This window comes from Streptomyces finlayi (assembly GCF_014216315.1).
Classification (GTDB): Bacteria; Actinomycetota; Actinomycetes; order Streptomycetales; family Streptomycetaceae; genus Streptomyces; species Streptomyces finlayi_A.
The window spans coordinates 2,658,738-2,683,594 of record NZ_CP045702.1 but is presented as its reverse complement, the minus strand read 5'-3'; the positions used below and the strand labels follow the sequence as shown (position 1 = coordinate 2,683,594).

26 protein-coding genes and 1 pseudogene are annotated in these 24,857 nt (G+C 69.8%); 13 read left to right on the top strand and 14 right to left on the bottom strand.

Annotated features, from left to right (window positions below; all coding sequences use genetic code 11):
- The 4 genes from F0344_RS12035 to F0344_RS12020 form a co-directional block, all read right to left on the bottom strand.
- Positions 1 to 435: a VOC family protein gene (locus tag F0344_RS12035; protein ID WP_185298778.1), complete on the bottom strand. Its 435-nt coding sequence runs from the start codon at positions 433 to 435 to the stop codon at positions 1 to 3.
- A 139-nt stretch (positions 436 to 574) separates the two neighbouring features.
- Positions 575 to 1,399: a hypothetical protein gene (locus F0344_RS12030; protein WP_185298777.1), complete on the bottom strand. Its 825-nt coding sequence runs from the start codon at positions 1,397 to 1,399 to the stop codon at positions 575 to 577.
- 211 nt (positions 1,400 to 1,610) lie between these two features.
- The gene (locus F0344_RS12025) at positions 1,611 to 1,802 is read right to left on the bottom strand and encodes a hypothetical protein (RefSeq protein WP_185298776.1); all 192 of its coding nucleotides are present in this window, start codon (positions 1,800 to 1,802) and stop codon (positions 1,611 to 1,613) included.
- 10 nt (positions 1,803 to 1,812) lie between these two features.
- Entirely contained in the window at positions 1,813 to 2,664 is an 852-nt protein-coding gene (locus F0344_RS12020) for a helix-turn-helix domain-containing protein (RefSeq protein WP_185298775.1), read from the bottom strand.
- Positions 2,665 to 2,976: 312 nt separating this feature from the next.
- Here F0344_RS12020 and F0344_RS12015 point away from each other — a divergent pair, with 312 nt between their 5' ends.
- The gene (locus tag F0344_RS12015) at positions 2,977 to 3,474 is read left to right on the top strand and encodes an ATP-binding protein (protein ID WP_185298774.1); all 498 of its coding nucleotides are present in this window, start codon (positions 2,977 to 2,979) and stop codon (positions 3,472 to 3,474) included.
- A gap of 779 nt (positions 3,475 to 4,253) precedes the next feature.
- Here the strand turns inward: F0344_RS12015 and F0344_RS35675 are convergent.
- On the bottom strand, positions 4,254 to 4,493 hold the full coding sequence (locus F0344_RS35675; RefSeq protein ID WP_258049882.1) for a hypothetical protein: 240 nt from the start codon (positions 4,491 to 4,493) through the stop codon (positions 4,254 to 4,256).
- Between the two features lie 227 nt (positions 4,494 to 4,720).
- On the bottom strand, positions 4,721 to 5,149 hold the full coding sequence (gene tnpA, locus F0344_RS12010; RefSeq protein WP_185298773.1) for an IS200/IS605 family transposase: 429 nt from the start codon (positions 5,147 to 5,149) through the stop codon (positions 4,721 to 4,723).
- A gap of 52 nt (positions 5,150 to 5,201) precedes the next feature.
- Here tnpA and F0344_RS12005 point away from each other — a divergent pair, with 52 nt between their 5' ends.
- From F0344_RS12005 to F0344_RS11985, 5 genes are all read left to right on the top strand, one after another.
- Positions 5,202 to 6,416, top strand: coding sequence for an RNA-guided endonuclease InsQ/TnpB family protein (locus tag F0344_RS12005; protein WP_185298772.1), 1,215 nt, complete (start codon positions 5,202 to 5,204; stop codon positions 6,414 to 6,416).
- A 67-nt stretch (positions 6,417 to 6,483) separates the two neighbouring features.
- Positions 6,484 to 6,645: a hypothetical protein gene (locus F0344_RS12000; RefSeq protein ID WP_185298771.1), complete on the top strand. Its 162-nt coding sequence runs from the start codon at positions 6,484 to 6,486 to the stop codon at positions 6,643 to 6,645.
- Between the two features lie 150 nt (positions 6,646 to 6,795).
- Positions 6,796 to 9,216: a Tox-REase-5 domain-containing protein gene (locus tag F0344_RS11995; RefSeq protein WP_308460965.1), complete on the top strand. Its 2,421-nt coding sequence runs from the start codon at positions 6,796 to 6,798 to the stop codon at positions 9,214 to 9,216.
- Between the two features lie 60 nt (positions 9,217 to 9,276).
- Positions 9,277 to 10,005, top strand: coding sequence for an Imm52 family immunity protein (locus F0344_RS11990; RefSeq protein ID WP_185298769.1), 729 nt, complete (start codon positions 9,277 to 9,279; stop codon positions 10,003 to 10,005).
- On the top strand, positions 9,999 to 10,607 hold the full coding sequence (locus F0344_RS11985; RefSeq protein ID WP_185298768.1) for a hypothetical protein: 609 nt from the start codon (positions 9,999 to 10,001) through the stop codon (positions 10,605 to 10,607). Before F0344_RS11990 ends, F0344_RS11985 begins: the two co-directional genes overlap by 7 nt.
- 311 nt (positions 10,608 to 10,918) lie before the next feature.
- On the opposite strand, the pseudogene F0344_RS11980 reads toward F0344_RS11985, so the two are convergent.
- Positions 10,919 to 11,755, bottom strand: a pseudogene (locus tag F0344_RS11980) (hypothetical protein); the annotation flags it as partial.
- 225 nt (positions 11,756 to 11,980) lie between these two features.
- On the opposite strand from F0344_RS11980, the gene F0344_RS11975 reads away from it, so the two are divergent.
- Positions 11,981 to 12,151 (top strand): hypothetical protein, encoded by a 171-nt coding sequence (locus F0344_RS11975; RefSeq protein ID WP_185298767.1) that lies wholly within the window; start codon positions 11,981 to 11,983, stop codon positions 12,149 to 12,151.
- Positions 12,152 to 12,264: 113 nt separating this feature from the next.
- Here the strand turns inward: F0344_RS11975 and F0344_RS11970 are convergent, their stop codons facing one another.
- Positions 12,265 to 13,107: a hypothetical protein gene (locus F0344_RS11970; RefSeq protein WP_185298766.1), complete on the bottom strand. Its 843-nt coding sequence runs from the start codon at positions 13,105 to 13,107 to the stop codon at positions 12,265 to 12,267.
- Positions 13,108 to 13,338: 231 nt separating this feature from the next.
- On the opposite strand from F0344_RS11970, the gene F0344_RS11965 reads away from it, so the two are divergent.
- Entirely contained in the window at positions 13,339 to 14,301 is a 963-nt protein-coding gene (locus F0344_RS11965; protein ID WP_185298765.1) for a TrmB family transcriptional regulator, read from the top strand.
- Here the strand turns inward: F0344_RS11965 and F0344_RS11960 are convergent.
- Positions 14,277 to 14,606, bottom strand: a complete 330-nt coding sequence (locus F0344_RS11960; protein ID WP_185297068.1) for a hypothetical protein — start codon at positions 14,604 to 14,606, stop codon at positions 14,277 to 14,279. The two genes, F0344_RS11965 and F0344_RS11960, sit on opposite strands and share 25 nt — an antisense overlap.
- A gap of 48 nt (positions 14,607 to 14,654) precedes the next feature.
- On the opposite strand from F0344_RS11960, the gene F0344_RS11955 reads away from it, so the two are divergent.
- Positions 14,655 to 15,746: an IS630 family transposase gene (locus tag F0344_RS11955; protein WP_185297067.1), complete on the top strand. Its 1,092-nt coding sequence runs from the start codon at positions 14,655 to 14,657 to the stop codon at positions 15,744 to 15,746.
- 33 nt (positions 15,747 to 15,779) lie between these two features.
- Here the strand turns inward: F0344_RS11955 and F0344_RS11950 are convergent, their stop codons facing one another.
- Positions 15,780 to 17,396, bottom strand: a complete 1,617-nt coding sequence (locus F0344_RS11950) for an ABC transporter substrate-binding protein (protein WP_185298764.1) — start codon at positions 17,394 to 17,396, stop codon at positions 15,780 to 15,782.
- A gap of 225 nt (positions 17,397 to 17,621) precedes the next feature.
- On the bottom strand, positions 17,622 to 17,819 hold the full coding sequence (locus F0344_RS11945) for a hypothetical protein (protein WP_185298763.1): 198 nt from the start codon (positions 17,817 to 17,819) through the stop codon (positions 17,622 to 17,624).
- Positions 17,820 to 18,075: 256 nt separating this feature from the next.
- Here F0344_RS11945 and F0344_RS11940 point away from each other — a divergent pair, with 256 nt between their 5' ends.
- Positions 18,076 to 19,314 carry a glycosyltransferase family 39 protein gene (locus F0344_RS11940; protein WP_185302639.1) on the top strand — a complete coding sequence of 413 codons (1,239 nt, stop codon included), beginning with the start codon at positions 18,076 to 18,078 and terminating at the stop codon, positions 19,312 to 19,314.
- A gap of 6 nt (positions 19,315 to 19,320) precedes the next feature.
- Here the strand turns inward: F0344_RS11940 and F0344_RS11935 are convergent, their stop codons facing one another.
- Positions 19,321 to 19,731 carry a DUF192 domain-containing protein gene (locus F0344_RS11935; RefSeq protein WP_185298762.1) on the bottom strand — a complete coding sequence of 137 codons (411 nt, stop codon included), beginning with the start codon at positions 19,729 to 19,731 and terminating at the stop codon, positions 19,321 to 19,323.
- A 105-nt stretch (positions 19,732 to 19,836) separates the two neighbouring features.
- Between F0344_RS11935 and F0344_RS11930 the strand changes: the two genes are divergently transcribed.
- The 3 genes from F0344_RS11930 to F0344_RS11920 all read left to right on the top strand — a co-directional run bounded on the left by F0344_RS11930 (position 19,837) and on the right by F0344_RS11920 (position 22,132).
- The gene (locus F0344_RS11930) at positions 19,837 to 20,676 is read left to right on the top strand and encodes a prepilin peptidase (protein WP_185298761.1); all 840 of its coding nucleotides are present in this window, start codon (positions 19,837 to 19,839) and stop codon (positions 20,674 to 20,676) included.
- Positions 20,677 to 20,740: 64 nt separating this feature from the next.
- On the top strand, positions 20,741 to 21,535 hold the full coding sequence (locus tag F0344_RS11925) for a class I SAM-dependent methyltransferase (RefSeq protein WP_185298760.1): 795 nt from the start codon (positions 20,741 to 20,743) through the stop codon (positions 21,533 to 21,535).
- A 141-nt stretch (positions 21,536 to 21,676) separates the two neighbouring features.
- Entirely contained in the window at positions 21,677 to 22,132 is a 456-nt protein-coding gene (locus F0344_RS11920; RefSeq protein ID WP_185302638.1) for a hypothetical protein, read from the top strand.
- A 39-nt stretch (positions 22,133 to 22,171) separates the two neighbouring features.
- On the opposite strand, the gene F0344_RS11915 is transcribed toward F0344_RS11920, so the two are convergent.
- Positions 22,172 to 23,368 (bottom strand): winged helix DNA-binding domain-containing protein, encoded by a 1,197-nt coding sequence (locus F0344_RS11915; RefSeq protein ID WP_185298759.1) that lies wholly within the window; start codon positions 23,366 to 23,368, stop codon positions 22,172 to 22,174.
- A gap of 371 nt (positions 23,369 to 23,739) precedes the next feature.
- A complete protein-coding gene (gene mgrA, locus F0344_RS11910; RefSeq protein WP_185298758.1) occupies positions 23,740 to 24,777 on the bottom strand; it encodes an L-glyceraldehyde 3-phosphate reductase in 1,038 nt (345 codons plus the stop codon).
- Between the last annotated feature and the right edge of the window lie 80 nt (positions 24,778 to 24,857).

The window sequence follows — 24,857 nt, the reverse complement described above, 5'->3', positions numbered from 1 at the left end:
TCAGTCGAGGCAGAACTCGTTGCCTTCGATGTCCTGCATCACGATGCACGACTCGTTGGTGCCATCGGCAAGCAGCGTTCGCACGTGTACCGCGCCGAGCGCACCCAGTCGTGCGCACTCGGCCTGGAGCGTGGCGAGGCGCTCGTCACCCACGAGCCCGGTGCCGGCCCGCACACAGAGATGCACCCGATTCTTGACGACCTTGCCTTCAGGAACGCGCTGGAAGAGCAGCCGCGGGCCCACACCTGAGGGATCAATGCAGGAGAACCACTGCACCTGATGCTCAGGCGGCAACGAGCGATGGTAGTCGTCCCACGTGTCAAACCCCTTCGGCACCGGCGATACGACGTACCCCATCACCTCGCACCAGAAACGAGCGAGGCGCTCTGGTTCTGCGCAGTCAAAGGTGACTTGGAACTGCTTGATCGATGACATCGGCGCACCATAACAGGGGGTGAACCGAACGACTCCTCCAGAGCGAGGACCGGAACGGCGCCCACCCCGACCCGGGTGCACACGCGCAACCCAGCTGTCGGGTTCGGCCGGCGTGCCACCTGCCGCCCGTCCTGATCCTTCAGCGGCGGTTCGGTTGCAGGCGCTCGATGCGGTCGAGGTCGCCGGTGAGCAGGTCGCGGTGACTGATGGTGAAGTCTCCGTTGGGCAGAGTCTGCCCGCGGCCGTAGTGCCGGCCGACGACGGCGGTGGGGAGGAAGTCGCGCAGTCGGTGGCGCATGTCCCCGGGGTGCACGACGGGTGCGCCCCAGCCGGAGGGGGCTTGGTCGGTGGAGAACAGGACCCAGTGGTCCACGGGCACGGTGGCGTCGAGGTCCGGCGCCCTACCCGTATGGCTGTCCAGGGCCGGCACGGTCAGCCGGTCGGGGTCGAGGGGCGGGTACCACAGCAGCAGGGGCTTGGCGCGTTGCGCGTCGGCGTTGTCGAAGCAGCACACGACGATGGTGTGGTCGGGGAAATGGTCGGCGTAGAAGTGCAGGAGATCCGGGTCGAGACCGGGGCGCCGGTGCGGCGGCACCTGCCACAGCGCGGCGGGGATCGCGGTGGGGTCGTCAGCCAGGAGCACCGTGTAGACGTCATGGTCGAAGACCTGGACGGGCTGCGGTTCCGCGCTCATCCACGCAATGCCGTCGTCTGCGGCGGCGACGTCTTCCACGGCGGCGACCATGCGGTGCAGGATGTCGCCGGCGCGCCCGACGGAGAGGAAGTGCCGGGGTGTGAGCTGCCTGGTGGGCAGGTGCAGCAGCATGGCATTCGGGCCGTCCGCCAAGTTGACGGCCGTGTTCTGGTATCCCAGGACGTGGACGAGGCCGTGCACGCGGTGGTGCTGACGCCCGCAGTAGACGATCGTGCCGGAGAACGCGGCCTCACCTGTCGAGATGCACATGGCGGCAAGGTACCTCCCGGGTCCGGCGGACGCCGGGGGAGCCCCGGCCTGGCCTGCTGAGGACCGCTACCGCCGATGGACGGCCCAGCGGGGCCCGGCCCGGACCGGTACTCGTCGTCGTGGGGGCCGCTGGGCGAATCCCAGGGCGGCCAAGACCACGAGTTGCTGCGACCCGGCACCGTGACCAGGCCGCGGTGCCGGGCGCTTGCAGTCACAGGAGGTGGTCGGCCTTGCCGGCCTTTATGTCGCGGATCATCTGCTGAAGTGCCTCGCGGGTGTCGGTGAGGTAGAAGTCCTCTTCGCCCCGAACGGCGATGAAGCCGTTGCCCGCATCGTCCGTTCCGAGCCTGAAGCAGTTATTGCCCTCCCCGCAGTACGGCTCTTCCCAGTTGATCTCGGCCATAGCGGACTCCTCAGAGTTGAAGTGAGATGGTGCGAATGAAGTCTCGCGACTCCGTGGAGGGGAGCGAGGCCTCCTCCATCCAATCCAAGTGCGCCCGGTACTTGGTGAGGTGCGCGTGGGCGTGCATGAACTCAGGGCCGTGGGCGGAGTCGAGCTGCACTGTGTCCAGCTGGGGCACCACGCCGTGGGCGTAGAGGAGTGCGTGTCCGGCACCGGGGAAGGCCCCGCGGTCGATGGGAATGACCCGGATCTCGATGTGCTCGTGCTCGGACATCTCGCACAGATGAATCAACTGCTCCTGAGTGACCTTCCGACCGCCGAACTGCATGCGCAGAGCGGCTTCGTGGACGTACCCCACGTACTCGGTCGGGGTTTCCCGTTCGAGCACCTGTTGTCTCTCCATCCGGTGGGCCACCCGCAGCTCGATCTCCAGGCGTGACAGAGCGGGCAGCACGGCGCCGAACACCGCCCGGGCATAGCCGTCGGTGTGAAGCAGGCCGGGGAGGTGCACGGTCTGTGCGGTACGGATGCGCATCGCGTGCCATTCGAGTTCGGCGATGTCCAGAAGCCCAGGCGGGAGGGAGCCCCGATACTGCTCCCACCACCCGCGCTCACGCTGTTCGGCCATTGCCGCGAGCGCTTCGACGTAATGGCTGTCGGCGCAGGCGAAATTGCAGGCGAGGGTGCGGACGCGATCGGCGGCAACAGGCCGCACGCCGACCTCCATGTTGGAAATCTTCGTTCGGTCGACGCCCAGCAGGCCGGCCGCGTACGACGTCGTGGCCTCGGCGGCGAGGCGCATCTTCCGCAGTTCGGCGCCGAGCCGCTTCTGGCGCTCTGTCGGAGTTGAACTGCTCGGCATGGGTCTCTTCTTTCACCGGCGGATGGGCACAGTCTGCCGCCGGATAGGACCTCCAGTCCAGCAGGGGGAGGTAATTGCCTCCCATCCTGTGACACGAGTGCCAGCAGTGGGCTACATTCAGTGACGCACCGCTCACGCTCGGATGGGTCGGAAGTGCATCACGCGGTCCTGCCCGCACTCTCCTGCCCTGGGAGAGGCCGGCCCGCGTCAGGGAGACAGGCCACTACTCATCCGGTAGGACGCGAGCACCTCGTGCGCTCCGACGCGAAAGAGAACCCCTCCAACAGACCCTCCTTCCAAGGGGAATCCGTCATGTCTCCATCTCCGCGCGCCGCACTCTGTCCCGTACCCGAGGAGCCCGCACCCGGCCCGAACCCGCACCCCGCCCCGTACCCCAAGCGCCGTTCCGGCAACAGGCTGGCCCTCAGCCTCACCCTGCCCGGAGACCCCCGCAGTGCGGCCATCGCACGCGCCGTGGTCACCGCCGCCCTCCACGCGCACGGGCTCGCCTCCTACACCTGGCCCGCCGCTCAGATTGCGTCAGAACTGGTAGCGGTCAACGCAACGCTCACTCCGCAAAGGGACCTCTACCTCTCCCTCCGGCACCGCGAAGACGCACTGCGCCTGCTCGTCTGGGACCAGCACCCCGACCACGCGGGCCCGGGCGCAACCGAGCTGTGCGCGCAGCGGCGCCGCAGGGCGCTGTGGCTACTGGCCGCCGTCGTCGACGACTGGGGTGGTGAGTGGGGGGTGTGCAGGGCGTCGGCCCCGCACTGCGGGTACAAGTCCTGGGTCGTCATGCCCCGTTGAGTGCTGATGAGTGCTGACGTACTGACGTTACTGAAGGTGTGCCGTCGGAGACAGGGGGTCCGGGCGGGCCAAGGTCTCGGCCAACGGCAGGCCGTGCCTCGTGGCAATGATCTGCCGCACCCGCAGTTCGGCGCGGGTGCGGGGACGGTACTTGGGCTCGCTGCCGCACCCGCAGGCCGACCGGCCTTCGTAGCGCAGCCCTTCGCCCAGGACCGCAGCGACCACAGACCATCCGCGGAGATCGCGCCTGGGCGGCCGAGCGAAGTCGCGTCCAGCGCAGACGAGGGGCACGGTGCAGTTCGGGCACGGACGACTCCGCTGTGTATCCCCGTGCTGCTTGAAGCTGACGCGACACGACAGGCACACGTAGTGCAGCTTGTAGCCATGCATGGCGTAGAAGCACATGGGGTGACCGTACCGGGCGGGACGTCGAGCGGTGCAGGTTGGACTCGTGCTCTCTCCCCGACTGCAATGGTGCGACCCCGGCCCATTCCCCGGGACAACGTGCGGGAACCGGTGACCCCGATCGTCTGTGATCCCGGCTTCCACGAGCCGGGGGATGACGACGACTGCTCACGGTTCACGTACTTCTGCCAGACGCACGACCGTGTCCACTGGCACGAGTACTGCGGGGAAGGCGCGCATCTCATCGTCCTTCACTGCCAAGGGCACGGGCCGGAGAGCGTGTGGCCGCAGCCGCTCATGCTGATGCTCCCCGAAGGGTTCGACCCCCCATTGAGCGAAGCGCAACCGGCCTGGGTGCGGGCGGAGAACGACGCTCAGCAGGAGATGTTTCGGAGTTCCCTTCCGGTGCGCCGGTGAAGGCTGCGCTCTGCGGCCGCATGCCACCAGCCTGGTGGAGACGCACCGGTGACTCCCGCGGTGGGCTGGTCGGGGTGCAGACCGAGCCGCCGAAGCGCGTCGTCCTGGACGCGGATGTCGAACCAGCCGTGCCAGTGGCCGCCGGGACCGCTACCGCAGGCCAGATCCCACTGGATCTCATCAGAGCCGAAGGGCATCCAGTCGATGCCGCGGTCACGCAGTCAAGCGCGTACGGCCGCCATCGGCCGTGGGCAGCCCGGCAGGTTCTCAAAGGCGGCGACAGTGATCCACTCGGTGTTCGGTGTCTCCGTGGCGTCCATCCCTTGATCTTCGCAGGGAATCCCGGCCTTCAGGCCGGGCGGGAATGCGATCCTCGGGCCGAAGGCGCGGAGCGCCGGAGGTCCCTGCGTCTCAGTTCCAACGGTCAGGCCGGTCGCTTCTGGTTCTCGATGTAGTCCTTGACGATGCTCAGTGGCGCCCCGCCACAGGACCCGACGAAGTATGAGGGCGCCCAGAAGACCGACCCCATGCCGATGCGGTTGATGCGACCGGTGTACTCCGCCCGCAGGTATCGGGAACTTACGCCCTTCAAGCTGTTCACCAGCTTGGACAGGGCGATCTTCGGCGGGTAGTGGATCAGCAGGTGCACGTGGTCGCCCTCGCCGTTGAACTCCTTCATCTCTGCCTCGAACTTCTCGCACACATCCCGCATGACCTCCTCACAGCGGGTCAGCATGTCGTCATCGAATACCTCGCGCCGGTACTTGGTGACGAACACCAAGTGAGCATGGAGGTTGTGGATAACATGATTCCCTCGACGGACATCAAGGTCTGGTTCCCAGCGTGGTGACATCCGCCAAGTGTATTGTGTTCAGCGAACCGATGCGGAAAAGAGGGTGGGCCGGGTGATCCGTGCGTACAAGTTCCTCATGCGGCCCACCGTCGGCCAGGCGATCGCGCTGGGCGAGATGCTGCGGGATCACTGCTCCCTGTACAACGGGGCGTTACAGGAACGCCGCGACGCATACCGGCACACTTCGAAGACGAGCATCAAGTACGGGCAGCAGTCCGCCCAGCTCAAGGACATCCGGACGTTCGACCCGGACCGTCACGGCCGGTGGTCGTTCTCCTCGCAGCAGAGCACCTTGCGCCGGCTGGACAAGGCGTTCGCCGCCTTCTTCCGCCGCATCAAGTCCGGGGAGACGCCCGGCTACCCGCGCTTTCGCGGGGCGAACTGGTTCGACACGGTGGACTTCCCCAGGGACGGCGACGGCTGCCGCTGGGACTCCACCCCGAACGACCCCGTCACCCGCGTCCGCCTGCAAGGAGTCGGACACGTCAAGGTCAACCAGCACCGGCCGGTGGCCGGCAAGGTCAAGACCGTCAGCGTCAAGCGCCAGGGCCGCAAGTGGTTCGTCGTCCTGACCGCCGAACAGACCGCACCGAAACCGCTGCCCGCAACGGGCAGCGTGGTCGGCATCGACCTGGGCATAGCCAACTTCCTCGCTGACTCCAACGGTGGGTTCGTACCAAACCCGCGCCACGGCCGGACCGCCGCCGCGAAGCTCGATGCCGCCCAGCAGGCCCTGGGCCGGTTCCCCCGCGTGCGCCGCAACAAGCGCTCCGCCAACCACCGACGGGCGGTGGAGAAGGTCGCCGAGCTGCACGGCAAGACGCGCCGTCAGCGCCTGGACCACGCGCACAAGACGGCTCTTGCCCTCGTGCGGGAACACGACGTCATCGCGCATGAAGACCTCAAGATCCGCAACATGGCCAAGGCCCCCGCGCCGAAGCCGGACCCGGCCACTCCAGGCAGTTTCCTTCCCAACGGGGCCGCCTCGAAAGCCGGACTCAACCGATCGGTCAACGATGCCGGATGGGGGGTGTTCCTGACGATCCTGCACGCCAAGGCTGAAAGTGCCGGACGGGACGTGATCGCCGTGGACCCCCGCAACACCTCCCGGCGGTGCCCCGAATGCGGGCACACCGCCAAGGAGAACCGGCTCACCCAGGAGAAGTTCCACTGCGTCGTCTGCGGCCACACCGCGCACGCCGACACGGTGGGCGCCCTGAACGTTCTACGGGCCGGGCTGGTCCGTCGCGAAGCCCAACCGGCATAGCGAGAAGCCCCCTCGCCCACGAGGGGGAGGAGTCACGGAACTCGCCGAGCAGTACGCGCGGCGGGGTATGGCAGCGGAGTACGCCGTGTGGGCGCTGCGCAACACCGCCGAGGTCCCGGAGAGCCGCCAGGCGCTGGCCCGGCTGGCCGTGGACGAGGCGCTGCCTCCCGAGGTGCGCGAGCTGGCGGTGCGATGGGCCGACGCGGCGGTCGCAGACCCACGCCCATAGGACGGGCCCCGCTTTGGGCCCTGGGGCCCATGCATCGGACGGCGCCTCGTGGTCGGATGGCGGCAGTGGCTGAACTGCCGCTGAATGCCGACCGGTTGGGGGTCCGTCGTGGCCGGCACAGGGGGATTCGCAGTTCCGGGTGGAGCGGGCGTGGGCGCAGGCGTGGGCGCGGGCGCGGGCATCAGGCCCGCCGGTGGCCGACAGTCCCTGCCTCGGCCGTTGTACGTGGTGCTGTTCCTCGTGCGGGCGCTGTTCGTGGTCACGGCGGTCGGCGGCATCGGCGTCCTGATGGCCGCTTCGTCGGTCGACGCCGTGGACGGCCAGTTGCTCGGGCTGCTGCTGTACGCCGCGCTGCCGGGCGTGGCCGGGTTCGTACTGTCGCTCTACGTGCGGACCGGTGGCCCCTGGGTCCGGCGCGGGCTCCTCGCCGTACACGTGTGGTTCGTCCTCGGTGCGCTGGCGACTCTGGGTGGATCCGGCAGCGGGCGGGGTCTCACGCAGCTGGTGATACCCGTCGTCGTGCTGGTTCTGCTGTTCCGGGGCGGTTCGCGCGCCTGGTTCGACCTGCGGCTCGAGCAGCGGGCGGAACGGCGGCCGTTCAGCTTCGCACGGATGATCAAGTGGCGCCGGGACGGCGGCCAGGCGACGGCGGAGTACGTGGGCCTGGTGCTGGTCGTCGTGGCGATCGTCATCGGGCTGATCGCCCTCGGGATCGGCGGCCAGGTGGCCGGTGGATTCCGCAGCGCGATCTGCGAGGTCACCGGTAGCGCGTGCCCGGCACCTGACGACGGCGGCGTGGTGGCCGGCGACGGGGGAGAGACCGGTGGGGCGGACACCGGCGGTGGTACGGATCAGGGCGGGGCGACCGTCACCGGAGGTACCGGCACGGAGGGCTCGGCGACGACCGGGGGGTCGGGTGCGGGCGGTGCCGCCTCCACCGGGTCGACCACCGGCGGCGCGGACTCCGGCGGCGGTGACGTCTCCGGCGGGTCCGGGGAGGCATCCGGTTCCGGTGAGTCCTCCACCGGGGCCACCGGGGCCACCGGGGCCACCGGGTCCACCGGGTCCACCGGGTCTACGGGCTCCACCGGCTCTTCCGGTGGCGACAACGCCATCCAGGTCGACGACGGCGGCGACGACGTGGACGCCTCCGAAGAGGCGGACGGCGGCAGCGCCGGCGATGACGGGGACGGTGGCGACGAGGAGGACGGCGGCGACGAGGAGAGCTGCACGTCCGGTGTCGGAGCGTTCTTCTCCTGCGCCGCGGACCAGACGGGTGGCTTCTTCAAGGGCGTCGCCGCCGACGGCTTCTGGGGTGACGTCACCGGCACCGTGGACACGATCCTGCACCCCATCAAGGCATGGGAAGGCATCAAGGAGTACGGCGGGACCCTCGGCGACCAATGGACCGATGACTCGAAGGACGCATCCGGCAAGTGGTCCAAGGGCGACTACCTCGGGGCGGTCTGGGACTGGACCAAGGCATCCGGCAGCACGGGCGTGACGGTCCTGGACGACGTGTTCATCGGCGACGAAGTCCGGGACATGTGGAAGAACGGCGACGAGGGCCAGGCGATCGGCACCGGCCTCTGGAACATCGGGTCGCTCTTCATCCCCGGATACGGTGAAGCCAAGCTCATCGGCAAGTTCGGAAAGCTGGGCAAGCTCGGGAAACTCGGCAAGCTGGGTGAGTTCACGCAGGCCGCCACCGACGCCGCAGGCAGGGCGAAGAAGGCCGCCAAGGACGGAGACGTGGACGGCGCGCAGGCCGCCGCCGACGAAGCCCAGAAACACGCGGACGACGCGGCGGAAGAGGCCGGGCTCACCGGCTGCACCGTCGGCCTCGGTGGCAAGCCTCGTATTCCGTACGACGACGGCGGCGGCAGTGCCGGCCTGGGAGTGGCCGGTCCCGGCAAGGGCACGCTCGCGGCGGCCTCCACGCGCGTCCCGGTCGGGCTGCTCACCGAGGACTGCGGCGATGTCGACCCCGAGAAAAAAGCCGCGGCCGAGGAGGCGCAGAAGCAGGCCGACGAGGCGAAGAAGGCAGCCGCAGCGGCCAAGCGGAAGGCCGGTCTGGAGCGGGCCCGGAACGAGCCGAAGCCCGCCTGGTACAAGGACCTCACGAACCCGCGGGCCGGCACCAGGGACGGTAGTGACGGCAAGTGGACGTCGGTGAAGCCCGGTAACTGGAGCTACGCGAGTGAGATGGGCGCCCGGTACCAGGAGCAGATCTCGAACGTGGGCCGAGGCAAGGAGTACCGGGTCGAGCTCGACAAGCTGACCGGGAAGGCGGTCGACTTCGACGGCTGGGACTCGTCGCGGGGGACCTACCTGGAGGCGAAGTACGGCTACACGGGCAAGGACTTCTACAACGCCGAGACCGGGGAACTCACCCCCTCCATCGCGGACCGGTGGGCTCAGCAGGCGACGCGGCAGCTGGACGCGGCACGAGGGAAGCCGGTCGAATGGCATCTGTCCGATCCGAAGGTCGCCGAGGCGGCGCGGGTCATGTTCGAGGACAGGGGCATCGACGTTAAGGTGATTTCCACGCCAGGAGATGTCATCGGCTGAACGCAGAACACCGATCGACCACACGGTGGGAACGCACCGCCGAAGCCCGGGGAGAGTGTCGTGCTGGATGTCGTCGTCAATGGTTTCTGGGGCACTCGGGAAGAGAGCCCGCAGTCGATCGCCGAGCGGTGGTGCACCACGCTCGCAGAGCTGGAGCGGATCGACGCCGGATCTTTCCATGACTGGCACGAGGCAGGGGACGGGACCCCCTCCGATCCTCTGCTGATCCCTGCGGTTCCGGCGCTGACCGAGTACATCGAGCGGCAGAGCACCGGGCCTGACCTGGATGTGGTGGGTTACGGGACGTCTCTGTGGGCGCACAATCGCGACCGCGCGAAGGTGAGCTCGGCCGTCCACGCGGGTGGCTCCTCGCCGTACGTCACCAACTCGGCCGTACTGTCCTTCCGTTCGGGCGTGGTGGACGAGACCGCGGAGGTGATCCGGCGTGCCCCGGAGATTCTGCGGGTCGTCGCGCAGGCGTGGGACATCGATTTCGGGCAGGTCTACAACAGGTCCCAGTACCGAGCCGTGTCGGCCCACTTCGACCTGGCGAACTCCGCTCCCCGCTGCGGCCGGGCCGTCCACCTCTCCGCCCGCCGTGCGGGAATCGCGCCCGACGGACTGCCGGGGACGTACACCCGCACCGCGGACGGTGGTCTGATCATCGACCTCACACGGGGCGGTACCGAGTCCCCGTCGGACGAGACGGTCATCGAGGTCAACAGGGAACTGCGCTCGGCGGGGGCGCTGGAGCCGTTGGCCGTCCCGTTCGACCGGCCCACGTGGTGACGGATCCCCTGGAGTTCAAGGCCGCCGTGGACGGGAACGTCGCGGCGGTCGAGGCGCTGCGGGCGGGCCCGTACACCCCTCCGTGGCCGGGCTGCGCGGACCCTCGTCACTCGGCCTCGGGCGAGGACTTCGCCGTGGTCGTCCTGCGGGTCAGCCGGGACTTCCACGGCCCCCACGAGGACGACGAGGGCGACGAGGGCGACGACGGGTCGGTACGGGACGCGACGCGCGAGGAGTTCGAGACCGAACTGTGGGGTGTGGTGCTCGCTCTGCGGAAACGCTGGGGGCCGTACGCCACCGTGTCGCCAGCTCCGACGTATGTGCGGCGGGACCAGGAGGGGCGGGCCCTGCCACCGCTCTTCGAGGCGCTCTGGGAGCTCGGGTTCGACGACCTGTACGTCTGGGAGGCCGACGCGCGCAGTGTCGCGGTCGGCCTCGCACAGGCGCACCGGGAGGAGCCGTTCAGGCTCTTCGCCGCGGTGACGGGGGCGGCCGGAGGATTCGACGTCACCGCCCGCACCGACACCGCCGATGCCGCCCACACCGCCCGCACACACACCACCCACACCACCCGCACCGACGCCACGGGGCCGGAGGCGTGATCGGCCTCCGGCTCCGCGGCCGGTGAGGTGGTGTCGTTCGGGTCGGGCGTGGTCCTCAGCTCGTGCCGGAAGCCGGGATGAGGCCGAATCCGAGACCGGCGACCAACGTGCCGGCGAGAAGAGCTGACAGGTGTCTGCGCATGGTGTCCTCGCGGTGGGGGGTCAGGTGAGGGGCAGGTGGGGAGTCAACTGACAGTGATCTTGTCGACGTTCGGTAAGCCGGTTCCGGAGTAGCCGGAGTGGTCGGACTCGACGAGGCCCCGCGAGACGAAGGCGTCCTCGGCCTGGTAGTCGGCTGCGGCGGGGCCGTCGACCAGTTGGTAGCCGCGCATGTTCCGCAGCAGCAGGTAGCAGTCCTGCAGCGAACCGGACGTGTCGCCGAGCGAGCGGTAGATACCCCACTTGGGCCGCACCCGCTCCAGGAGGAACGTGTCGACACCCGTCCTGCTCGCGTCGAGGAGTGTGACGCCGTCCTTGCGGAGGATCCAGCGCACGCTGCCGGCGGTGCCGTCGCCGATCTTCATCTGGAAGTCGACGTCGACCCAGGAGTCGTGCAGCGGGGCGAGGTCGGTGCGGCCGACGAGGACGTTCGACTCGAACAGCTTCAGTTCGATGGTCTGCACCCCGTTCACCCGGCGCAGCGACATCACGGTGATGGGTGAGGTGCCGGTGCCGGGCTGCTTGGTCTGCATGATGTGCGTGAAGGACGTGGTCGCCTTCAGTGAGCCGGGAATGTACATCTGGTACGTCGTGCGCCACGTCTCGCCCGGCAGCCAGTTCAGATACGAACTGCTGGACGTGCGCATGCCGGTCACTTCCTGGCGCTGACGGTCCGTGGAGGTGTCCCGGTCGGCCGTGTGCATGTTGAACCGGAAGGTGTCGCTCACGGGGTAGATGTGCGGCCGGCCCGCCGAGTGGGAGTCGGCCCGGTCGTCCTCAAGGGTCTCGAACGCGCCGAGACCCACGGCTGCCGGAGAGGGTGCCCAGCGCAACGTCCAGGAACCGGCGAGCGGTTGGGCCGCCGCGGTCGCGGCCGGCAACCGGAGCGAGGCGGGCAGCGCGGCTGCGGCCAGACCGCCGACCGCCGCGCCGAGAAGACCGCGGCGGGAGGTTCTGCAGGGGTGGCTGTCGGAGTGGGTGGGGGACATCAGAGATCTCCTCGCTGTGTGAGGCGGGCTGATGTGCTGCTGGTGGGAGGGGCGCATCCCTGAGGGGCGCACATCCTTTGGGGGGTGTGCGCCCCTGAGTAACTGTTAGGAAAGTTTCCTTACGGTGTGCTGGGAGAGTAGGGCTCTGACGGTGCGCGGTCAAGAGCGCGCGCGGGAGCCCCCTGTTCGGGCGGCGGAGTCCGTCTGCGGAGTCTGTGCGGCGACATGGAGCTGGCCGAACGGTACGCCCAGCGCGGCATGGCCGCCGAGCAGGCCGTGTGGGCACTGGGCCACACGGCCGAGATCCCGCAGAGCCGTGAGGCCCTGGCCCGGCTGGCCGCGGACGAGGCGCTGCCACCCGAAATCCGTGAACCGGCCACGCAGCAGATCACCTGAACCGAGACGGGGTACGCGCACGTGGCGTGGGCGGAACCGGTGGACGCGAGCGCCGGGGAGCCTGCGGTGCAGGCGCCCCGGCACGGGTCGGAGGTGGTGGTCGGCGGTAGTGGTCAGCGGCGGACCTGGTAGGCGCGGGTCACGGTCTGCTCGACGGTGTTGCCGTCCGCGTCGGTGGCCTGGACGCGCAGCGACACGAAGCCCGCCTTCGCGGGGTTGCCGATCGTGCCGTCGAGGTCGCCGTCGAGGCGGACCTGCCGCCAGGTGGCGCCGTCGTCGTACGAGGTCCACAGCTTCGCCCCGGCGAGCTTCAGGCCGTTCAGGCCCTTGGGGTAGCGCACGCCCAGTCCGATGCGGGTGGTGGAGTGCGGCCGGGCGCTGTTGGCCCGGTCGACGTCGAGCCGGTAGTCGACCGACAGGACGGGGAGCAGGGGCATTCCCTCCTTCCGCTCGGAGTGGAAGGACCAGTCGGTGCGCACCTTGGTGGAGGTCGTCCAGCCGGGGGCGTACCGCTGCACGTCGGTGACCACGCGGTACTCGGCGCGCTGTGCCGCCATCGGGAAGGCGACGGGTGCCGAACGGGCGCTGCCGAGGAGCGTGCCGTCCCGGTAGACAGTGGACAGCGCCTTGTCGGTGCCGGATTCGGCGGAGAAGTACTGGTCCGCCGCGGTGTCGAGCAGACCGGCCGACGAGATGACACCGACGTCGCCCAGCCGGACGGCCGAGTTGGGCTGTGCGTCCGGCAGGGCGGTGCGGACCACGGCCTTGTTCCAGTCGCGGTGCACGCGCTGTCCGGCCTTGAGCGTCGAGGTGTTCGTCATCTTCCAGGAGCCGTCCGCCGTCCACACGGGGCCTGCCTTCACCGCTTCCCAGGTGGGCACGTCCGAGGAGACGTACTCGGTCCGGGAGCGCGGCAGGACCACACGGTCGAAGGCGAAGTACGCCGTCGGCTGCATCGGCGAGCGCGTCAGCCGGGCGTATCCGCCTTCGGTGTCCGGCGTTACGGCCGCGCCTGACGAAGAAGCGACATGTCCGCTCGCCGCCACTTTGTGCGTCTCGGAGTCGGATGGGCGTCGTGCGTGATAGTGCGGCCATCGTCCCGGTGTGCGGGTGTGGTTGGATCACGCTGTGTCCGGTGGGTGGTACATCGGTTGGGGTGGGTGGGGGGCGTCGTGAGAGGCGGACACATGCTGGAAGCCGCGGGAATCGGGGCGGGGGAGGAGCGGGTGTACCGCTTCCTCGTAGGGGTGCGTGAGGCTGATGCCGCAGTGATCGCGGAGCAGCTGGGGCTCGAAGTGACGCAGGCCCACCGGGTGTTGGCCTCCCTCCATGACAAGGGTCTGGTGGGGCGGCTGGCCGCTTCGCCGACGGGGGGCGCGGTCCGCTATGTGCCGGTGGCGCCCGATGCGGCGCTGCGGCCGCTGCTGCTGCGTGGGCATGAGGCGCTGGAGTCGGCGCGGCGGGGGGTGGAGCAGCTCACCGAGGAGTACCGGGCCGGGGGGCGGCGGCATGACGCGGGGCAGCTCGTCGAGGTGATCACGGGGGCGAGTGTGATCCGGCAGCGGCTGCGTCATATGGCGTACGGGGCGCATGAGATGCGGTGGTTGTGCAAGGCCGGCCATGTGGCCATGCCGGCGGAGGACAACGACGAGGAGTGGGAGCTGCTCGCCCGTGGGGTGCGGTACGAGGCGATCTACGAGCGCGCGCTGCTGGAGGAGCCCGGCATGGTCGATAACGTTGCCCGGAGCATCTGTGCGGGTGAGCAGGCGCGGGCTACCGGGACGCTGCCGGTGCGGTTGGTGATCGCGGACGGTTCGATGGCCATCTGTCCGCTGATGCAGGGCGGTTCGGGGGATGCGCTGGGTGAGCCGACAGCCGCGGTGGTGCGGGGCAGCAGTCTGCTCGACGCGCTGATCGCGCTGTTCGAGAGCCAGTGGGCGGCGGCGTCGCCGCTGCACGTCACGGACTCCGGTGAGCTGGCCGACTTCGGCGGCAGTCCGCGGCCCGGTGCGAACGTCGCCGACGACGAGCGGTATCTGCTGTCCCTGGTCGTCGCCGGGGTCGCGGACAAGGCGATCGCCTCGCAGCTAGTGCTACTCCGCGTTAGTTCGTGGAGGGGTGTTGATCAGGCTGGCTGGTCGCCGAGGTAGAGGTAGCAGGCGCAGTCCAGGCAGTCCTCGGGGCTGCCGAAGGGCAGGCCGGTGGGCAGGATGTTGTCCTGGTAGGTGTTGCGGCTGGCCAGGTAGAGGGCGAAGCCCCAGGTGTGCAGGACTCCGGTGAAGCGCAGGCGACACAGGGGGATCTGCTCGCCGTCCTCCAACTCGCCGCTCACGTAAGCGAATCCGGTGCGGAAGCGGACCTCGACGCGGGCCAGTTGCGGCCAGCGGTCCTTGGCTCGGGCGTTCAGACGAACGCGCAGGTGGTGCTGCATCGAGTCGGGTGGGTTCTTCGGCACGGACCCCATCCTGCCCGGTCCGCAGGCTAGCCGCCATGATCATCGATCATGAACGTACGCAGGCATCCGGGCGGAGCGGTCGCGGCGGTGGCCGTCACCTTGGACGAGACCACGCACAAGGCCCTGGAGCAGTTGACGGCATCAGCGAAAGCCCAGGTCCGCGACGTTCTGCGGGCCAGGATCGTGCTCGCGGCCGCCGGCGGCCAGACCAACGCGGAGATAGCACGCGAGCTAAACGTCGCCATCAACACGGTGCGCAAGTGGCGCGGCCGCTTCGCCGAGCGCGGGCCGGACGGCCTGAAGGACACCGGGCGCCCGGGCCGGCCCAAGGTGTACGACGACCGGGTACGTGTGGCGATCGTGGCCGCCGCGACCAGCGAACCACCGCACCCGGCGGCCACCTGGACCCATCGGGCAATCGCCGAGCGGGTCGCCAGCACCGTCTTCGCAGCCGTCTCGCCCTCCCACATCGGGCGGATACTGGCGGACCTGGACCTCAAGCCGCACAAGGTCCGCAGCTGGCTCACCCGCCGCGACACCCCCGACTTCTGGCAACGCGCCGAGCACATCTGCGACCTCTACCGCAACCCGCCCCAGGACGCGGTGCTGCTGTCGATCGACGAGAAGACCGCGATCGCCGCCCGCTCCCGCAAACATCCCGGCCGCCCCACCACCCCAGGCCAGGCAGCCCGCCAGGAGTTCGAGTACGTCCGCCACGGCACCGCCTCCCTGGTTGCCGCACTCGACGTGCGCACCGGCGAGGTCCTCACCGAGGTGATCGCCCGCAACAACGCGGCGACCTTCACCGAATTCCTCGACCGGATCAACGCGCTCATCCCCGACAGCACGGACATCCACGTGGTGCTGGACAACGGTTCTTCGCACACCGCCAAGCACACCAAGGCATGGTTCAAGGCCCATCCACGCTGGACAGCGCACTTCACCCCGCCCCACGCCTCGTGGCTCAACCAGGTCGAGCTGGTCTTCTCCGCCCTGACCCGCAGCGTCCTGCGGCACGGCGACTTCGCCGGCCGCGATGACCTCATCGACAAACTGGACAGCTACATCATCAACCGAAACAAAACCGCGAAGCCCTTCCGCTGGACCTACGACGGCACCCCACTCAAGGAAGCAGCCTGACAACACCCCTCCACGAACTAACGCGGAGCAGCACTAGAACTTGCTGATCTCCCAGAAGCGGAAGACCGTCGAGGCGTCCAGGGTCCACTGGAGGCCGGAGACGTTCTCGTACGCCGCCGCGTACTGCTTCCCCTGCCACAGAGGCAGGATCGGCAGGTCCTCGGCCACGTCCTGCTGGAGCTCGTCGAAGACTCGCTCGGTGGCGGCGCGTTCGGCCAGGGCGGCGGTGGCGGGGAGGATCCGGCCGGTGATGTCGTCGTTCACGTAGCCGTTCTGCAGGACGTTGTCCTTTCCGAAGAACGGCTGGGTGAAGTTGTCCGGGTCGGGGTAGTCCGGGACCCAGCCCTTCACGTAGACGCCGAGCTCACCGGCCGCGACCTGGTCCTCGTACTCGTCGAAAGGCAGCGACGTGACCTTCGCGTCGAAGAGCCCGCTCGCGTTGAGCTGCTCGGCGATAGCACGGAACGCGTTGTCGGTGGAGGGGCCGTAGCGACTCGGCGTGGACCACAGGGTGAGCTTCACCTTGCCGGTGATGTTCGCGGCACGCAGCGCCTGCTCGGCCTTCTCCGGCTGCGGGGTCCCGCCGTACATGTCGAAGAACGCGGTGTTGTGGGCCGTGATGCCGGCCGGGATGATCGAGTACAGCGGGGAGGCCGTGGAGTGGTAGACCTCGCTGACGAGGGCGTCACGGTCCACCAGGTACGCGATGGCCCTGCGCACGGGGAGCTTTCCGACCACCGGGTCCTTCATGTTGAAGACCAGGTGCTGGACCTCGGCACTCGATCCTTCGACGACCTCGATGCCCTTGTCCGCCGCGGCGGAGGACTCCTCCAGCTGGGCGATGTCCTGCGCGGCCAGACCGCGGTAGGCGACATCGACGTCGCCGTTGCGCAGCGCCGACGCCAACTTCTTCTGGTCGCCCTGGAAGAAGGCGAGGGTGACGCCCGAGTTCTTCACCCGCGCCGTACCCCGGTAGTCGGAGTTGATCGAGAAGACGGCCCTCGACTTGTCGAAGGACTTCAGTTCGTACGGCCCCGACCCGATGGCCTGGCCGTCCCTGCGCAGGCTGTCCGCAGGGTAGGTGCGGTGGTCCACGATGGAGCCGGCGCCCGAGGCGATCTTGCTGGGGAATGTGGCGTCCGGGACCTTGAGCCGGAAGACGACCGTCCGCGCGTCCGGAGCGGTGACCTCCGCGATCGTGGAGAGCAGCGGAGCGGGGCCTGCGGGATCGTTGATCCTGATCGCCCGGTCGAAGGAGAACTTGACGTCCTTGGACGTGAGGCTGCTGCCGTTACTGAACGTCAGGCCGTCGCGGAGCGTGCACCGGTAGGTCCTGTTGCCGTTCTCGAACGCGCAGGACTTCGCCGCTTCCGGCTTCGGCGTCGAGCTCCCCCGGGGGAAGCTGATCAGGGACTGGAAGACGTTGTTGAACAGCAGCCACGATCCCGGGTCGTAGCCCGAGGCCGGATCCGGGGGCAGAACCTCGTCCGAGACCGGATCGCGGGTCAGGACGTCGTCTGCCATGCCCACGACGATGGAGGCGTCGGACCCTGCGGTGTTTCCTCCGGACTGGAGTCCGCAGCTGCTCAGCAGAGCCACCGCGAGACCGGCTCCTATGGGCGTGCTTGTCCACCGCTTGCGTACGTTCACAGATCTGCCTCGTGTTTTCGGTCGGCCGATGCGAGGGACTCCCGCACGGCCGCCGACTCCCTCCGGACGCGGGGGAGGCCTCGCGCATCCTGACAGGGGAGACAAGCATCCATCCGCTGCATCATAAGGACAGGGCGGCGGGCTTTCCTGGGTGCCCCCCGGGAAGGGCAGGGGCGCCCCCGGGGAAGGGCAGGGCTGTCCACGGCCGGTGGCCGCCGCCTCCCGTCATGCGCTCTCGTTCTCGCTCTTGTTCGCGTCCTCGTCCTCGTCCGAGGCGCACGGGACCTGGTCGTACGCCCGTTGCCCGTTGTGACGCATGCGCCCCGTAGCACGGAGCGCCGCCGGGCCAGGGGAGGCCCAGGCCGACTTCCAGCCGTGGGAGCCGGTCCGGTTCGTGGAACTGAGCCGGAGGCTCGCGGACACACCGTGTACGGAGTGCTGTGGCCGAGGGCCGGGTCCGTTCGTTGGGTCCAGGGGCCCAAGACGGTGGGGCCCGTCACCGTTAACGTCGGGGCCGTAGGAGAACAGAGCCCGCCCCGGCGCTTCCCCATGGCGCCGGGCCGGACGTCCTACCGTGCGCTGCGACAGGGGTTCACCGAGGCAGGGGTTCACCGAGGACAGGGGATCACCGCGACAGGTGATCGCTGTGCACCGAGGACGCGGGAGCATGTGCACCGCGATGGGGACCAAGGCGGACCCATTGGTCATAATCGGCCACGTGCCCGACAACCAGACCGCCACCCGGACATCCGCCCCGGCGCCACCGCCCCGCCGCCGCGCGCCCCGGGACCGTGCCGCCCTGGCGTTCACGGCCGCCGCACCCGCACTCGGGGTCTACGCGGCAGTCCGGGTCATCGGGCTCCTCGTCTTCTGGTCCTGGGCCTCCCTCGCGGGCAAGGACGCCCTCCACCTGCTCAGCGGGCGCTGGGACTCCGTCTGGTACCAGCGGATCGCCGAGAACGGATACGGCTACTCCGTCACGCTCCCCGACGGCAGCGTCCACTCCGACCTGGCCTTCTTCCCCCTCCTCCCCGCACTGGAACGCGGTATCGCCGACCTGTCCCCGCTCACCGTCGGCGGCGCGGGACTGCTCGTCGCCTGGGTCGCCGGGCTGCTCGCCGCCTGGGGGATCTTCGCCGTGGGAGACCGGCTGTACGGCCGCCGCGCGGGCGTGGTGCTGGCCGCGCTGTGGGGGGTCTACCCGACGGCCTTCGTGCAGTCGATGGCGTACACCGAGACCCTGTTCACCGCCCTGGCGGCCTGGGCCCTGTACGCGGTGCTCACCGGTCGCTGGATCGTCGCCGGCACCCTGTGCGTCCTGGCGGGACTGACGCGCCCCTCGGCCGCCGCGCTCGTCGCCGCGCTGACGGTCACCGCTGCGGTCACCCTCGTGAAGGAGTACCGGGCGGGCGGCCGGGAAAGCTTGCTGCGCGCTCACGCCCGGATGCTGCTCGGGGTCGCCATCGCACCGCTGGGCTGGCTGGCGTACGTGGTGTTCGTCGCCGTACGCCGGGACAGCCCCTTCGCCTACTTCGAGGTCCAGGCGCAGTGGGGCAACAGCATCGACGGCGGCCGGGCACTGGCCGCGTTCGTCCTGGGGCTGCCGCTGCCCGCCGCGCTCGGGCTGTGCGCGGCACTGGGGCTGCTGGGATGGCTGGTGCACCTGTGTGTACGGCAGCGGCAGCCGCTCCCCGTGCTGGTCTACGGCATCGCGATCGTCGTCGTCTCACTGATCGGCTCCGGCTACTTCGGGTCCAGGCCGCGCCTGATGATGCCCGCGTTCCCGCTGCTGCTGCCGGCCGCCGTGGCGCTGGTCCGGCTGCGGACGACGGCCCGCACCGCCAGAGTCGTCGGTGCGCTCGCCCTCGTCTCGGCCGCGTACGGGGCGTGGACGCTGCTCGGTCCGGGCCCGCCCTGAGTCCCGCTACCGAGCGGCCCCCCGCACCACGATCCGTACGCGCGTGCCCGGCCGAATCCCCCACTCCGCCATCGCCCCGGCCTCGGACTCCACGACATGACGGGCGCGCAGCCGGGGGAGTCCCAGACGGCCGGGCTTCATGGTGTGGACCGCGAGGACGTTGAAGTGCCGGTCCAGATACGCGACGTCGACGGCGAACCGCATCCGGAAGGTGTGCACACTCGCGCACGGCGTGATCAGCAGGGCCCCGTCGACGCCGTCCCGGCCGAGCAGGCCGCGGGTCCGCGCCCGGTAGGAGGCCGCGATCCGCAGCGGCACCTCCAGGGTTCCCGTGTCCGTGCCATCCGCGTTCCCCGGGCCGGCCAGGCCGACCGTGCCGACCGTGAGTGTTCCGCTGCCGTTGCGCCATTTCCCCATGGGCACCGACGGTAGCCCCCGCCACCCGCCCCTGGGTCCGGAACCCCGCGCAATGGGTCCCCGGGCCCAAGACCCGTACCGCACCCCAGGATTAGGGTCGCCTGTGTGGACGCCACACTCATCGCAGTCGCCGCTCTCTGGGGCGTCGCCACCGGGCTGCTGGTCCCGCGTGCCGCCTACCGGTTCTCCGTCGAGCCGGACGAGGACTGGCGGGACGCCTGCCCCGCCGGGCACCCGCTCACCGGACCGGCCGGCGGCTGGTTCGGAGCGACGCGGTGCGCGAGCTGCGCCGTGGCCGTCCCCGCCCCTTCCGGGGCCACGGTCCCCGAGGGCGGCGACGCCGGGGCTCCGGAGCCGGCACCAGTGCCCGGACCCGTACCCGTACCCGGACCCGCCCGGTCCCGGTACGCCCCGGCAGTCCTCGCCCCTGTGGTCACCGCACTCGCCTGTACGGCCCTGGCGGCGGCCACCGGGGCCCGGCCCGAGCTCGTCGTCTGGCTGCTGCTCACGCCCGTGGCCGTACTCCTCGCCGTCATCGACCGCCGCGTCCACCGTCTGCCCGACCGGCTGACACTGCCGCTGGCCGGGGCCGCCGTACTGCTCCTCGGCGCGGTGTCCCTCGTCCCCGAGCACACCGGCTCCTGGACCTCCGCCCTGCTCGGCGGCCTCACGCTGGGCGGCTTCTACTTCCTGCTCTTCCTCATCAACCCGAACGGCATGGGCTTCGGCGACGTGAAGCTCGCGCTCTCCCTCGGAGTGGCGCTCTGCTGGTACGGCTGGGCGGTGCTCTTCGCCGGAGGGTTCGCCGGCTTCCTGCTCGGCGCGGTGTACGGGCTGGGCCTGATGCTCCTGCGCAGGGCCGGACGCAAGACGGGTATCCCGTTCGGGCCGTTCATGATCGCCGGGGCGCTCCTCGGCGTACTGTTCGGCGCCCTGGCGGCATGACACACGGCGCCCACGCGACACAATGCGGTCGCGTCCCCAGCGGTCCAACTGAAACGATCACCCCATGTCCGATTCACCGATCCCAGACACCGGGCCGTCCGACGAACGCTTCGACGCACTCGTCGCCGAAGCCGAATCCGTGTCCGTCGACGGCTGGGACTTCTCCTGGCTCGACGGCCGGGCCACCGAGGAGCGCCCTTCCTGGGGCTACGCCCGCGCCATGGCGGACCGGATGGCCCGCGCCCGCTGCGCCCTCGACATCCAGACCGGCGGAGGTGAGGTCCTCGCCTCCGTGCCGAAGCTGCCCCCGCTGACCGTGGCCACCGAATCCTGGCCCCCGAACATCGCCCGTGCCACCGCACGCCTGCACCCGCTCGGCGCCGTCGTCGTCGCCGACGACGACCGGCCACCGCTGCCGTTCGGTGACGCGGCCTTCGACCTGGTGGTCAGCCGGCATCCGGTGACGACGTGGTGGGAGGAGATCGCCCGGGTCCTCGCCCCCGGAGGCACGTACTTCTCGCAACAGGTCGGCCCGGCGAGCGTCTTCGAACTCGTCGAGTTCTTCCTCGGCCCGCAGCCGCCCGAGGTGCGCGGCGCACGCGACGGGGAGTCGGCACGCACCGACGCCGTCGCCGCCGGTCTCGAGGTGGTCGATCTGCGGCCGGAGCGGCTGCGGACCGAATTCTTCGACATCGGTGCCGTGGTCTATTTTCTCCGCAAGGTCATCTGGATGGTCCCGGCGTTCACGGTCGAGGCGTACCGTCCGCAACTGAAGGCGTTGCACCGAAGGATCGAGAACGAGGGGCCGTTCCTCGCGCACACCACTCGGTTTCTGATCGAAGCCCGCAAGCCGGCGTGACATCAGGCGGCGATGGAGCAACAGGCCTGTACCAAGCGGCACTTGAACGGTGACGGGCAGTGCAACGCCTTGGCCCATTCCACCGTCCTACCGGTGGGCAGGACGAACCGGTGGGGCGAGCGCACGGTGAGGGAGCTGGTCATGACGGTGGGAAGGGACGAGTCCGGCGAGGACATCCGCGAACCCGCAGGCCGGACGCGCGGCGGCGACTCCGACTGGCTGAAAGGCGCCTGGATCACCGCCGTCCACGGAGTGTTCTACCGCCCCGAAGGGATCACGGGGGAGCCCGAAGCCATCGAATTCGTCCTCTCCGGAGGCGAGTCGGTGCTCCTGACCTGCGCTTCCGACTGGACCTTGCGGATCACCCCCGGCAGCTGGCCGGAGCTCCCCGCCTGGTGCGTACCGGCGGGCCAGTGGCAGTTCTCCCCGCTGACCAGCCTCCCCGTCCCGCCGTACGGCGGAGCGTGGACGGTCACCGGCACGGAGGAGCTGCGCGACGGGAAGGGGGAGGCGCGCGAGGTGGTCATCCGGTGCGAGGACGGCGACTTCGTGGTCGTCGCCGGAGACACGATGTCGATCCGCTTCGTACGCCCCTGACGGTGCCGATGATGCCGATGGTGCCGGTCACGAACGGCCCTAGGCGTGCGGTCCCACGGTCACCGTCCCCACGGTGAGCTCGGCCGTCCCCTCCAGGATCTCGGCCACCCGGTCCGCCTGCTCGGCCACGTCCTTCAGCTGGACGGCGGTGAGCGGTGCGAGCGGTTCGACCGTCACCGCGATCCGGCGGCCCGCGCGGCGCTGGTGCCAGACCCCGGCGACCGTGCCGTCCACCAGCAGCACGGGGTAGTTGCCCGCCTGCCCGCGCCCGAGAGCGCGGGTGCTCGCGAGGCCCGGGAAGAGCCGCTCGCGCGGCTGCGAGGCGATGGTGAAGGCGTCGAAGTACGGGAGCAGCCGTACGCCCAGGGCGGGCGCGGCCGAGAAGTCGGTGTCGCCCGCCGCCACCCAGGCCGGTGCCCCCTCGAGCGTCACCTCCTCGATCGCCCCCGTCGCGGCCAGCTCGGCGAACAGCCGGTTCGCCCAGCCGTTGGCCGTGGCCAGCCACTTCGCGAAATGCGCGGGGGTCGCCGGGCCGTACGCGCGCAGATAGCGCCCGACGAGCGAGGCCACGGCCTCCGGTCCGGGCAGCGGGGTGGTGCCGGGGTTGGTGTAGGTGGCTTTGCGGCCCCGGTCCGGGCCGTAGCACAGCACGCCCCGGTGGCCGGCCAGATGCAGCACCTGACGCCAGCGCGGCCACATCCCCTGGAAGCCGGGCACCACCGGGTCGGCCGCCCACGGACCGGTGCGTGCGATGACCGCGTCGGACAGCTCGTCGATGGTCAGCTCGGCGCCGGTGAGGGCGTCCGCCACGGCCGCGAGCACCTCCTCGGTCTGACCGGGTGTCATCCGCGCGCCCGGGGCGAGCCGACCAGGACCGGCCGGCAGGGCGGACAGCGCCCCCGTCCACAGCGGAAGCTCGGCGGCGGGCAGCAGATGAACGGTGCCGCGCGGACCGAACGTCTTCACGAGGGTCCGTTCGGTCCACAGGGCCTCGCGTACGTCGGTGCGGACGGCTCCAGGCAGGCGCAGCGCGACGGACAGTTCGGCCGCCGACAGCACCTGGGCGTGAGCCCCGAGCATCGCGCCGACGACATCGGCCGGTGTACGGCCTCCGGAAGCGGCGGCGGGCAGAGCGGCGGCAGACGCAGGGGGAGTGGCGGACAGCGCTTGGCGGCCGATCCGGCGGGCGTTCGCCTCGGGCCAGGTCACGGTCACGGTGCGGGCTCGTGTCGTCATGCGGCGAATCTAGGGTCCCATGCGGTCAGGATCTGTCCTCTGTGCGATCCCGAACCCGGCCCCTGTGAGGGGGCGAGTACCTGTGCGAGGGACACTCCCGCGTCAAGGCCGCACCCGGCGCCGTCCGCCGCGTTCTCCCGTGCCGCGCAGGGCTTCAGCGGGGCCGAAACCGTCTCCGCAGCGCAGTCCGGCGAATTCGGAGAGTAGTTGTGGAGTGGCGTGGCACGCAGCATCACTTACGAAGGGTTATGGTGGAAACCCCCCCTCGGGCCGGTCCGTAACCCCCCCCACGGACCGGCCCGTTTTTTTGTGCCCGGGGTCGTGAGGCCGCTGTGAGCCCCCTGTGCGAACCCTGTGTCACCCAGCCGGGGTCAGCCGCGCCCGGCCCAGATGTTGGTGCCCGCGGTGTCCACGGCGAAGGCGTCGATCTCCTTCAGCTCCTCGGCGGACAGCGCCGGTCCGGCCAGTGCGGCCACGTTCTCCTCGAGCTGCTTCACGCTTGAGGCACCGATCAGGGCCGACGTCATACGGCTGTCGCGCAGCACCCAGGTGAGTGCGAGCTGGGCCAGGGACTGGCCACGGTTCCGGGCGATGTCGTTGAGCCCGTTGAGACGGCGGAGCACCTCACCGGAGAGCAGGCCCGGGTCGAGGGACTTGCCCTGCGTGGCGCGCGAGCCCGCCGGGATGCCCGTCAGGTACTTGTCCGTGAGCAGGCCCTGGGCGAGCGGCACGAAGGAGATGCATCCCATGCCCGCCGTCTCCAGCGTGTCGAGCAGTCCGTCGTCCTCCAGCCAGCGGTTGATCATCGAGTAGGACGGCTGGTGGATGAGTGCGGGGACGCCCATCTCCGCGAGCAGCCGGGCGGCCTCGGCGGTCTGCGCCGCGTTGTACGAGGACACACCCGCGTACAGCGCCTTGCCCTGCTGGACGGCGGAGGCCAGTGCGCCCATCGTCTCCTCGAGGGGGGTGTCCGGGTCGAAGCGGTGGGAGTAGAAGATGTCGACGTAGTCGAGGCCCATCCGCTTGAGCGAGGCGTCGAGCGAGGAGAGCAGATACTTGCGGGAGCCCCACTCGCCGTACGGGCCGGGATGCATGTCGTATCCGGCCTTGGTGGAGATGATCAGCTCGTCCCGGTACGGGGCGAAGTCCTGCTGGAAGAGCTTGCCGAAGTTGAGCTCGGCGGAGCCGGGCGGCGGGCCGTAGTTGTTGGCCAGATCGAAGTGGGTCACCCCGAGGTCGAAGGCACGGCGGAGGATCGCGCGCTGGGAGTCCAGAGTGCGGTCGTCGCCGAAGTTGTGCCAGAGGCCGAGGGAGACGGCGGGAAGCTTGAGACCGCTGCGGCCGGTGCGGCGGTACTCCATGGAGTCGTAGCGCGACTCGGCGGCGCGGTAGGAAGGGGAATCAGTCACGTTTCTCTGCTTATCACGGAGTTGTGACAGACCGGGTTGGGCCGCTGTGACCCGTGCGCAGTAATGTGGCCGCTCCGGGG